Source organism: Bradyrhizobium sp. 26S5, from assembly GCF_036923295.1.
Taxonomy (GTDB): Bacteria; Pseudomonadota; Alphaproteobacteria; order Rhizobiales; family Xanthobacteraceae; genus Bradyrhizobium; species Bradyrhizobium septentrionale.
Window position 1 is genome coordinate 650636 of record NZ_CP145948.1, and the last position, 12244, is coordinate 662879.

The 12244-nt window shown below is 64.3% G+C and carries 6 protein-coding genes; 5 read left to right on the forward strand and 1 reads right to left on the reverse strand.

The window, feature by feature from the left end:
- The first annotated feature begins 53 nt into the window (after window positions 1-53).
- Window positions 54-4223 carry a VCBS domain-containing protein gene (locus V5279_RS02980; RefSeq protein WP_338694966.1) on the forward strand — a complete coding sequence of 1390 codons (4170 nt, stop codon included), beginning with the start codon at window positions 54-56 and terminating at the stop codon, window positions 4221-4223.
- Between the two features lie 108 nt (window positions 4224-4331).
- Window positions 4332-6566 (forward strand): adenylate/guanylate cyclase domain-containing protein, encoded by a 2235-nt coding sequence (locus V5279_RS02985; RefSeq protein ID WP_338694968.1) that lies wholly within the window; start codon window positions 4332-4334, stop codon window positions 6564-6566.
- A gap of 165 nt (window positions 6567-6731) precedes the next feature.
- Here the strand turns inward: V5279_RS02985 and V5279_RS02990 are convergent, their stop codons facing one another.
- Window positions 6732-8339, reverse strand: a complete 1608-nt coding sequence (locus tag V5279_RS02990) for an ABC transporter substrate-binding protein (protein WP_338694970.1) — start codon at window positions 8337-8339, stop codon at window positions 6732-6734.
- 209 nt (window positions 8340-8548) lie between these two features.
- Between V5279_RS02990 and V5279_RS02995 the strand changes: the two genes are divergently transcribed.
- The 3 genes from V5279_RS02995 (at window position 8549) to V5279_RS03005 (ending at window position 12242) form a co-directional block, all read left to right on the forward strand.
- Window positions 8549-10201: an ABC transporter substrate-binding protein gene (locus V5279_RS02995; RefSeq protein WP_414645893.1), complete on the forward strand. Its 1653-nt coding sequence runs from the start codon at window positions 8549-8551 to the stop codon at window positions 10199-10201.
- A 197-nt stretch (window positions 10202-10398) separates the two neighbouring features.
- Window positions 10399-11352 carry an ABC transporter permease gene (locus tag V5279_RS03000; protein ID WP_338694972.1) on the forward strand — a complete coding sequence of 318 codons (954 nt, stop codon included), beginning with the start codon at window positions 10399-10401 and terminating at the stop codon, window positions 11350-11352.
- A gap of 11 nt (window positions 11353-11363) precedes the next feature.
- Window positions 11364-12242 carry an ABC transporter permease gene (locus tag V5279_RS03005; protein ID WP_414645995.1) on the forward strand — a complete coding sequence of 293 codons (879 nt, stop codon included), beginning with the start codon at window positions 11364-11366 and terminating at the stop codon, window positions 12240-12242.
- Window positions 12243-12244: the final 2 nt, after the last annotated feature.

The window sequence follows — 12244 nt, forward strand, 5'->3', positions numbered from 1 at the left end:
AAAATCATTCGGATATTCTTGAGTCATTAACCTTCGTGGTGCGGTGATCCGCAGTGAACTTTGTCGAGAAATTCGACGGCCTTTTGCCGAACGCGGATGCTTATGCCCGTGGGTCGGTCCACGTCGACAGCGTTTCCACGCACGCGCCGCGCGGCGCGATCACCGTCGACGACGGGCAATTGCTGTTCACCGGCGACTTCAAGCGGACGGGGCTCGACCTCGTCATCGCGAAGGATGATCGGGAACTCGTCCTCCACGACTACTTCAAGGGCGAGAAGCGCGCGGCGCTGGCGTCACCCGATGGCGCACATCTCACCGGCGACCTCGTCAACGCGCTCACCGGCTACACCCAGTATGCCCAGGCCGGCGGCGCGGCCGAACCGGCCAAGGTCATCGGCCATGTCACCAAGCTGACGGGCAGCGCCACTGCCGTCCGCAACGGCGTCGCGGTCGTCCTGAACCAGGGCGACAACGTCAACAAGGGTGACGTGGTGCAGTCCGGCAGCGACTCGACGCTGGGCATCACCTTCATCGACGGCACCGTGTTCGGTCTCGGACCGAACGCCAAGATGGTGCTGAACGAGATGATCTACGACCCGAACGGGTCGAGCAATTCGTCGCTGATGAGCCTCGTCTCGGGCACGATCTCGTTCGTTGCGGGCGCGACCGCCAAGCACGGCGACATGAAGGTCGATACGCCGGTCGCGACCATGGGCATCCGCGGCACCGCGGTGCTGGTCGAGATCGATTTCGACGTGCAGGGCTCGGGTGGCGTGCCGCCGGCCAAATTCCAGGTGCTGGTCGAGCCTGACGGGACCACCGGCTCCTACATCCTGTTCGACAAGACGACGCTCAATCCGATCGCAACCGTCGATCAGGCCGGCACCCAGACCATCGTCAACGGCCAGGGCAGCGTCAGCTTCGTCTCGTCGGCGCAGCTGTCCGCCGACGCGCAGCGGCTGATCTCGGACGTGTTCGCGCTGAAGTTCACCGACAACAACAATCCCAATACCAAGCTCACGACGAACTTCACCGACAGCGTCGTTCCGGTCACGACCACCCTCAAGCTTGCCGGCGGCGACGTGACCTTGCCGATAAGCTTTCTGCTGGCCTTGACCGGCCATGCCGGACCAGAAGCCCCCTCCAGCAAGACCGACCACGCACCCGGGGCGCCGGCGGTCGTGACACAGAATGCGGAATTCGCCGAGCAGGCCGGGCAGACCCATAGCGGACTACTCGACACGGCGACGGGCCGGATCGCATGGGTGGACGTCAATCTCGGCGACAAGCCGAGTGCGATCGTCAGCTTTACCTCGTCCAGCTATCGGGACGCAGAGGGTAACGACGTGACATCGTCGCTGACGGCGGCACAGCTTGCGGCCATCCATGCTGTCGAGATCCCGCTGCAGCTCGTGCACGATCCGCTGAACAACAATATCGGTTCGGCGACCTGGACCTACAACATCGCCGACGGCGCCTTCGACTTCCTGGCTGCCGGCGAAACGCTGACGCTGACCTATACCGCGCGCGTGGACAACAACTACGCTCCGAGCAACGAGACCGCGTTCAGGACATTCACCGTCACGATCACCGGCGCCAACGACACGCCGGTGGTGACGTCCTCGGCGCAGTTCGGCTCGATCACCGAGCTCGCAGCGACGACGAACTCCGCCGTGCCGGATGGGGTGCACGGCACGTTGACGTTCACCGATACGGATCTGACCGATACGCATTCGGTCACCATCACCGGCGTCACCGAGGCCGGCGTCACCACCGGACTTGCCAACCATGCCACCGTGCTGAGCTGGCTGTCGCTGGGCGCGCTGACCGATTCGACCGATGGCGTGACGGGATCGCGCGCCTGGACGTTCTCGGCCGCCGACAGGAGTTTCGACTATCTCGCCGCAGGCGAGACGCTGACGCTGACCTACACGGTCCAGATCGACGACCATCAGGGCGGCGTCGTCACGCTCCCGGTCACGATCACGATCGTCGGCACCGACGACACGCCGGTGATCACGTCGCCGACCCAGGCGGCAGCGATCACCGAACATGTCGGGACGACCGGCTCGGTGATATCCGATACCGCGTCCGGGACGGTGACCTTTACCGACGTCGATCTCAGCGACACCCACACTGTCACCGTGGCCGGCGTCACCGGAACGGGCGTCACCGCGGGCCTTCCCAACCAGGCGACGATGCTGAGCTGGCTGTCGCTCGGTACGCTGGCGGATTCGACCGGCGGCGTGACCGGATCGAGCCATTGGACCTTCTCGGCGGCCGACAGGAGTTTCGACTATCTCGCCACCGGCGAGAAGCTGACGCTGACCTACCTGATCCAGGTCGATGACCATCATGGCGGCGTCGTCACCCAGCCCGTGACGATCACGGTCACCGGCACCAACGACACGCCGACGTTTGCGTCGGCGCCGGGGACCGCCGCGATTCCCGAGCAGCCCGACGAGACGGGTTCATCCAAGCCGGACGGCGCAACGGGCGCGGTGACGTTCGCGGACGTCGATCTCAGCGATATCCACACCGCGTCCATCACCGGTGTCGCGGAATCCGGGACCACTACGGGTCTCCCCGAGGACGAGTCCACCGTCCTGAACTGGCTCTCGCTGGGGACGCTGACCGACTCGACCGGCGGGGTCACCGGATCCCAGTCCTGGACCTTCTCGGCCGCCGATCGGAATTTCGACTATCTCGCCGATGGCGAGACACTGACCCTGACCTATACGGTGGAGGTCAACGATCATCATGGCGGCGTCATCAGCCAGCCGGTGACGATCACGGTCACCGGCAGCAACGATTCGCCAATCGTCACCTCGGGGGCGCAGGCGGCGACCATCCCCGAACTGCCCGACACCACGGATTCATTGAAGCCGGACGGCGCGACGGGCACCGTGACGTTCACCGACGCAGACCTCAGCGACACTCACGGCGTGACGATCATCGGCGTGGCCGAAGCCGGCTCGACCACGGGCCTCCCCGAGGACGAATCCACCATCCTCAACTGGCTGTCGCTGGGCACGCTGACGGACACGACCGGCGGCACGACGGGGTCGTCGACCTGGACCTTCTCGGCCGCGGACCAGAATTTCGACTATCTCGCCGCCGGCGAGACGCTGACGCTGACCTACACGATCCAGGTCGACGACCATCATGGTGGGGTCATCACCGAGCCGGTAACGATCACGATCAACGGCGCCAACGACGCGCCGACGCTCGCCGACGTCAACGCCGGCACGCTGACCGATACCGCCGCCGATGACACTTTCAGCGCGCTCACCGGCGCACTCCACGGCCACGATGTCGATCACGGCGAGACCGCGACGCTGACCTATGCCGCGCTCAACTCGGACCACGTTGCGGTCAACTCGCCGATCGCAGGCCTCTACGGCTCGCTCACGGTCAATGCGGACGGCACCTACAGCTATGTTCCGGACGCCGCCGCGATCAACGCGCTGGCCAAGGGCAACTATACCGACACGTTCACCGTCGAGACGATCGATGCGCATAACGCTGTCGGGACGGCGACGCTGACGATCGACGTCGTCGGCGCCAACGACGCGCCTGTGATCCACGCCGACAACGTCAGCATCACCGAAAATCGCGACGGGACCGAGACGATCACCGGCCTGACGGTGACCGACGCCGATGCGACATCGGACGAGATCTTCACCGTGGCGGCTACGCCGACGGCCGGTTCGGGCAGCAGCGTCACGCCTCCATCGCAGGAGGGGCTCCTCTCCGGTATCAACACCGCGCTCGGGACGCCGGGCCTCATCTACAACCCCGGCCAGACGCCGCCGGCGACCGACAAGATCGCGCTCGCCGTGACCGACGGCCATGGCGCGACCGACACGGTCAACCTGATCTTCAACGTCCAGCAGGATCCGCCCCAGCCGGTGACGCTGACCGGCACCAGCGACAAGGACGTGTTTTTCGGATCTGGTTTTCAGGACAAGTTCGTGTTTGACCAGAATTTCAACCACGACACGATCGTGAACTTCACGCCCGGCCTCGACCAGATCGACCTTTCGGCGATCCTGTCGACCGGCGGTATCGATCCCGATACCTGGATCAGCGAGCACGTCACGCAATCGCCGACCAACGCCGCGGATACCCTGATCACGGTCGACAGCGCCGACACCATCACGCTTCGCAACGTCACGCCCGCGCAGCTCAGCCACAACGACTTCCTGCTTCACGTGACCTGACGGACGTGCGGCCTTGCCGCCATTGGCGGTGCCGCCTGGCCGGGCCGTTTGTGCACCGCGGGTGCTTGTTCGATTGGAACAATGCTCCGCGCGTGATATCCAGAGGGCATGAGACGGCTGAAGGCGATACGACGGTGGTTCGGACGGCGCTTCGGTTATGCGCGGCTGGTCTGCGTGGTGCTTTTGATCGGTATCGCGGCGCTGCGGGTGATGGACCCGGCTCCGGTGCAGGAGCTGCGGGTCAGGACCTTCGATACCTTCCAGTTGATCGAGCCCCGCAAGAAGACCGCGCGTCCCGTCACCATCGTCGACATCGACGAGAAGAGCCTCGCCGATCCCCGGCTCGGGCAGTGGCCCTGGCCGCGGACGCGGATCGCCGAGATCGTCACCAATCTCACCAGGCTCGGCGCCGTCGTGATCGCATTCGACGCGGTGTTCGCCGAGCCGGACCGTCTCAACCCTGACATCGCAGCCGATACGTTCGGCAATCTCGACGAGGAGATGCGCGCCAGGCTCAGGCAGCTGCCGAGCAATGACAGCATCCTCGCCGAGGCCATCAGGAACTCGCGCGTCGTGCTCGGCGAGTCCGGCGGTCCCAATGTGCGCGCCGATCTCAACGAGAAGCTCCCGGTCACCGGACTGGCGATGCTCGGCGAGGCGCCGCAGCGCTTCATGTTCGAGTTCGTCGGCCTGCTGCGCAACGTCCCGGTGCTCGAGGAGGCCGCCGCCGGCCGCGGCCTGTTCACAATCAGGCCGGAACGCGACGGCATTGTGCGCCGCGTGCCGATGATCATGGTCGCCCAGGGTATCACCATGCCGTCGCTCACCTTCGAGATGCTGCGGGTGGCGAGTGGCGCGGGCACCATCCTGATCAAGACCGACCAGGCCGGCATCAAGAGCCTCGGCGTCAAGGGCTTCACGATCCCGACCGATCTCAACGGCCAGCTCTGGATCCGCTACGCGCGCCGCGATCCCTCGATCTATGTCCCGGCCATCGACGTGCTGGAGGGGCGTGTCGCGCCGGAGAAGATCGCCGGCAAGCTTATCCTGATCGGCACCTCCTCGATCGGGCTGAACGACATCAAGACGACGCCGGTCACGCCCGCAATGCCCGGTGTTGAGATTCACGCCCAGGTGCTGGAGAGCGCGCTGACCGGCGACGTTGTTGCGCAGCCCAATTACGGCATAGGCATCGAATTCTTCGCCGCGCTGATCATGGGGCTGCTGGTGATCGCCTTCGCGCCGAAGTTCGGCCCGGTGACGCTGGTCGTTGTCGGCGGGATGTTTGCCTCGGTGCTGATCGGCACGTCCTGGTATTTCTATTCCCAGCATCGGCTCCTGATCGACTTCACCTATCCGCTGATGTCGACCACGGCGATCTACCTGACGCTGATCTTCTCCGCCTTCGTGCGCGAGCTGCAGCAGCGTCGGCAGATCAGGTCGCAGTTCGTGCAGTACATGTCGCCTGCGCTGGTCGAGCAGCTAGCTAACGCGCCGGAACGGCTCGTGCTCGGCGGCGAGGAGCGCGAGATGACCATCATGTTCTCGGACATGCGCGGCTTCACCTCGATCTCGGAAACCTACAAGAGCGATCCGCAGGGCCTCACGCAGCTGATGAATCGCTTTCTCACACCGCTCACCAACGCGATTCTCGCCCGCAAGGGCTATATCGACAAATACATGGGCGACGCCATCATGGCATTCTGGAACGCGCCGCTCGACGACAAGCAGCACCACCTCAATGCCTGCGACGCCGCGCTCGACATGCTGCAGCGCGTCGACGAACTTAACCAGGAACGCGAGCTGGAAGCGCAGGAGGGCGGCCACGTCTATGTGCCGCTCAACATCGGCGTCGGTCTCAACACCGGCACCTGCGTGGTCGGTAACATGGGTTCTGATCTCAAATTCAACTATTCGGTGTTGGGCGACAGCGTCAATCTGGCCGCGCGCCTGGAGGGGCAGTCCAAGGAGTACGGCTTCCCGATCATCGTGGGATCGAAGACCGCGCTCGAGGTGAAGGAGAAGTTCGCGATCCTCGAGCTCGACTTCATCATGGTCAAGGGCAAGAAGGAGCCCGAGGTGATCTATGCGATCGCCGGCCGCGAGGACGTTGCGCAATCGGGCCGCTTCCAGCGGCTGCGCAACCTGACCATCGAGATGCTCGCCTGCTACCGCGGCCGCGATTGGGACGGCGCGCTGGCCGCGATCGAGCGCGGCCGCAAGACCGACGAGGCGCAGACGCTGCAATACTTGTATCGCCTCTATGAGGCGCGGATCCGCGCCTTCCAGAAAGAGCCGCCGCCGCAGGATTGGGACGGCGCATTTGCGTTGACGACGAAATAGGCGCCAAAAATTCGGTGTCGTCCCGGCGAAGGCCGGGACCCATAACCCCAACTGTCAAATGTTGAGAGGCGCTGGGGCCACAGCCTTATCACGTGCAACGGTGGTTATGGGTCCCGGCTTTCGCCGGGACGACGACGGAGAGGTTCGTGCAACGGCAACCGAGGCTTACTCCAGCCCGATCTGTGTCAGATCCTGGAACCAGTGCTGCGCCTGCACGAATGTCTTCACCTTCGGCGACAGCGCGTGCGGATTGGTATCGTGCACCACCCATACCAGCGCGGCATCGTCGACGATCAGCGCGTGCGCCTGCGCCAGCAGCGCGTCCTGCTTGGCAGGATCGAAGGTCTGCTTGGCCTCGTCGATCAGCGCGTCGACCTTCGGGTTCTTGTAACCGCCCCAGTTGACGCCGACCGGAGCGACCTGGCCGGAATGGAAGAACCGCACGATGGCGTACAGCGGGTCCGACGTCACATAGGCGATGTTGTTGGCCGTGATGCCGGCGTTCATCTCGTCGGCCGCGCCCTTGCGCCAGTGCGTATAGAGCGTCTCGAGCTCCACCACCTTGAAGTCGACATCGATGCCGATCTCCTTGAAGCTTTGCTGCAGGAACTCGTTCATCGGCAGCGACAGCATCTGCCCGGTGCCGCCCTGGGCGATGATGAAGGTCGTCTTCAGCGGCTTGTCCTTGGAATAGCCGGCTTCCTCCACCAGCTTCTTCGCGGCCGCGAGGTCGTATTTCAGTTCGAAGGTCGGCTTGCCGAACCACGGGCTCGACGGGTCGACCTGGCCCTTGGCGGGCTTTGCCAGCCCGTTCATCAGGGCAACGACCGCGTCGCGGTCGATCGCGAGGTTGAGCGCCTTGCGCAGGCGGATGTCGGCCCAGGGCGAACCGGGCAGCACGCTCAGATGATAATTCCAGACGTGCGGCGTCACGTTGTCGACGATCTTCATGCCGGCGGCCTTGAGCTGCGGCACGGCGTCGGGCGCCGGCGTTTCGATCAGGTCGACCTGGCCCGCCAGCAACGCGTTGGTGCGCGTCAATGCCTCCGGCATCGGGATCAGGATCATCTTGTCGACCTTCGCAAGCCGCTTCTTGTCCCAATAGTCCGGGTTCCTGGTCAGCTCGGCGAGTTCGCGCGGCACGAGTTTCGTCAGCTTGAATGGGCCGGTGCCGGAGGGCTGGCTGGCGAACTTGTCCCAGTCCTTGCCGAGTTTTTCATATTGCGCGGGGCTTGAGACCAGGAACCAGAGCATCTGGTAGGGGAAGAAGGAGTCGACCGTCTTGGTCGTGATCTCGATGGTGGAGTCGTCGATCTTGGCGTAGCTCGCGACCGAGGGCAGGCGGGTCTTGACCTGCGCACTCTGCCGCTTGTCGAATTGCGGTGCCTTGTCGTTCAGCACCTTGTCGAGATTCCAGATCACGGCGTCGGCGTTGAAGTCGCTGCCGTCGTGGAATTTGACGCCCTTGCGCAGCGTGAAGCGCCATTTGGTCTTGTCGGTGTCGTCGACCTTCCATTCGGTCGCGAGCCCCGGCACCAGCTTGCCCGGCCGGTCGGCAACATCCATCTCCCAGGCCACCAGCGGATCGTAGATCGTGTAGGCCGTGAATTGATAGGCGCCGGCGCCGCGATCGGGCTGGCCGGTCGTCAGCGGAATGTCGGCCATCGAAATGCCGTAGCGCACAATGGACTCCGCTCGCGCAGACAAGGCAGGCCAGCCCGCGGTCAGGGCAAGCGCCATTGCTGCCATCAGGATCGAATTGCGCGCACGCATATAAAGGCTCCATTGGTGGGAAGTCGGAACCAAATCTTGCAAGCGTGATGCCAGAATAGGCACTATTGCCCCGTCTTAGTCTAAGGTGGGAAGAAATGACGCGCCCAGCGGTTATTTGCTGAAGAACTATTCCCCTTGGCACAGGCATTGCATACGCTTGCCCAAGAAATAATCACCAAAACGTCACCGGACTCGAAGGGGTTGCTCAGATGCGTAACGGGAAGACCAATGCGACAGCGATCATGCTGGCGCTCGCGATTGCTGCCGGTGTGCCGGCGATCGCCCGTGCCGAGACCGTGCTGCGTATTGGCATGACGGCTGCCGATATTCCGCGCACCCTCGGGCAGCCGGACCAGGGGTTTGAGGGCAATCGCTTCACTGGGCTCACGATGTATGACGCGCTGACGATGTGGGACCTGTCGTCGTCGGACAAGGCGAGCGCGATGATTCCGGGCCTCGCCACCGAATGGAAGGTCGACGATTCCGACAAGACCAAGTGGGTGTTCAAGCTGCGTCCCGGCGTCGCCTTTCACGATGGTTCGCCGTTCAATGCCGATGCCGTGGTCTGGAATGTCGACAAGGTCCTGAAGCAGGACGCGCCGCAATATGATGCGAGCCAGGTCGGCGTCACCGCCTCGCGGATGCCGACGCTGGTCTCCGCGCGCAAGATCGACGACATGACGGTGGAGTTGACCACCAAGGAGCCGGACAGCTTCCTGCCGATCAATCTCACCAATCTGTTCATGGCGAGCCCGACCAAATGGCAGCAATTCTACGACAAGGCCGAAGGCGCCGATGCCAAGGCGAAGTCGCAGGCCGCATGGGCCGCGTTCGCCAAGGACGCTTCGGGCACCGGCCCCTGGAAGATGTCGAGCTTCACTCCGCGTGAGCGGCTCGAACTGGTGAAGAACGACAACTACTGGGACAAGGCCCGCGTGCCGAAGACGGACAAGATGGTGCTGCTGCCGATGCCGGAGGCCAATGCCCGCACCGCGGCGCTGCTGTCGGGGCAGGTCAACTGGATCGAGGCGCCGGCGCCGGACGCGCTGCCCGAGATCAAGCAGCGGGGCTTCTCCCTCTATTCCAACGAGGAGCCGCATGTCTGGCCATGGCAGTTCTCCCGCGTCGAGGGCTCGCCCTGGAACGACATCCGCGTCCGCAAGGCCGCCAATCTCTGCATCGATCGCGAAGGGCTGCGTGACGGCCTGCTCGCGGGCCTGATGGTGCCGGCGACCGGCACCTTCGAGCCCGGCCATCCGTGGCGCGGCAATCCGACCTTCCAGATCAAATACGACAAGCCGGCTGCGCAGAAGTTGATGCAGGAGGCGGGTTTTGGGCCGAACAAGAAGCTGACGGTCAAGATCCAGACCTCGGCGTCCGGCTCGGGCCAGATGCTGCCGCTGCCGATGAACGAATACCTGCAGCAGGCGCTGGCCGAGTGCTACTTCGATGTGCAGCTCGACGTCATCGAGTGGAATACGCTGTTCACCAACTGGCGGCGCGGCGCCAAGGATCCGTCGGCCAACGGCTCGAATGCGACCAACGTCACCTATGCGGCGATGGATCCGTTCTTCGCGCTGGTGCGCTTCCTGCAATCGGGCATGGCGCCGCCGGTCTCGAACAATTGGGGCTTCAACAACAACCCGAAGTTCGACGAACTGGTGAAGAAGGCCCGCCAGACCTTCGACCCGGCCGCCCGCGACGCAGCGCTCGCCGAGCTGCATGCGGCCTCGGTCGACGATGCGGCGTTCCTCTACGTCGCGCACGACGTCGCGCCGCGCGCGATGAGCCCGAAGATCAAGGGCTTCGTGCAGCCGAAGAGCTGGTTTGTCGACTTCTCACCGGTCTCGATCGTGCCGTGAGGCATTAGACGCGCAATCGGTGCACCCTCTCCCCTTGTGGGAGAGGGTGGCTTCGCGAAGCGAAGCCGGGTGAGGGGTTGTCTCCGCGGACGCTCCTCCCCGATCTGCAATGACGTTGTCCGCGGATAGAACCCCTCATCCGGCGCGCTCCGCGCGCCACCTTCTCCCACAAGGGGAGAAGGAAGAAAGAGCGCAACGTGTTCGCCTATACGTCCAGACGGATCGTCTACGTCATTCCGATCGTGCTCAGCGTTGCGCTGGTGTGCTTCCTGCTGGTGCACATCACGCCCGGCGATCCCCTGGTTGCGGTGCTGCCGGCCGATGCCTCGCAGGAGCTCGCCGCGCAATTGCGTGCCGCCTATGGCTTCGATCGGCCGCTGCCCGTGCAATTCGGCCTGTGGCTGTGGCGCGCGATCCATGGCGATCTCGGCAATTCGATCGCGACGGGGCGGCCTGTCCTGACCGAGGTGCTGCGCGCGGTCGGCAATACCGTGATGCTGGCGATCGCGGCTGCGATGATCGGCTTCACGCTCGGCCTGCTGTTCGGCCTGATCGCCGGCTATTTCCGCGACACCTGGGTCGACAAGGTCGCGACCTCCTTTGCCATCGCCGGCGTCTCGCTGCCACATTACTGGCTCGGCATGGTGCTGGTCATCATCTTCTCGGTGCAGCTCAACTGGCTGCCCGCGGTCGGCGCCGGTCCCGGCGGCTCCGGCGCCTGGGCGTGGGACTGGGAGCATCTGCGCTATCTGGTGCTGCCCGCCATCACCACCTCGGTGATTCCGATGGGCATCGTCACCCGCACCGTCCGCGCACTCACCGGCGATATCCTGAGCCAGGATTTCGTCGAGGCGCTGCGCGCCAAGGGCCTGCGCGAGACCGAGGTGTTCCGCCATGTGATCAAGAATGCCGCGCCGACCGCGCTCGCCGTGATGGGCCTTCAGTTGGGCTACATGCTCGGCGGTTCGATCCTGATCGAGACGGTGTTCTCCTGGCCCGGCTCGGGCCTGCTCTTGAATTCGGCGATCTTCCAGCGCGATCTGCCGCTGCTGCAGGGCACGATCCTGGTGCTGGCGCTGTTCTTCGTGCTGCTCAATCTCTTGGTCGACATCGCGCAGGCCGCGATCGATCCGCGCATCAAGCGGAGCTAACCATGAGTGCGATGAGCGATACCGCATTGCGGGCGGCACCCGCGACCAAGGCACGCGGCTACTGGGCGACGGTTGGGCGCCGCATCAGGCGCGACAAGGTCAGTATGGCCTGCGCCATCATCCTGGTGCTGATCTTTGCCTCGGCGCTGCTGGCGCCCTGGTTGCATCTCGCCGATCCCTATCAGGGCTCGATGATCCGCCGCCTCCGCCATATCGGCACGCCGGGCTATCCGCTCGGCACCGACGAGCTCGGCCGCGACATGCTGGCGCGGCTGATCTATGGCGGACGTCTCTCGCTGGTGATCGGCATCCTGCCGGTGATCCTCGCCTTCGTGATCGGTACCTCGCTCGGCCTCGTCGCCGGCTATGTCGGCGGCAAGCTCAACACCGCGATCATGCGCACCGTCGACGTGTTCTACGCCTTCCCCTCGGTGCTGCTGGCGATCGCGATCTCCGGCGCGCTCGGCGCCGGCATCACCAATTCGATCGTGTCGCTGACCATCGTGTTCGTGCCGCAGATCACCCGCGTCGCCGAGAGCGTCACCACCGGCGTGCGCAACATGGATTTCGTCGAGGCGGCGCGCGCCTCCGGCGCCGGTCCCTTCACCATCATGCGCGTGCACATGCTCGGCAACGTGCTCGGCCCGATCTTCGTTTACGCCACCGGCCTGATCTCGGTGTCGATGATCCTCGCCGCCGGTCTCTCCTTCCTCGGGCTCGGCACCAAGCCGCCGGAGCCGGAATGGGGCTTGATGCTGAACACGCTGCGCACCGCGATCTATGTCAATCCATGGGTCGCGGCACTGCCGGGCGCGATGATCTTCGCGGTCTCGATCTGCTTCAATTTGCTGAGCGACGGCATGCGCAGCGCCATGGACATCAGGAACTAGTG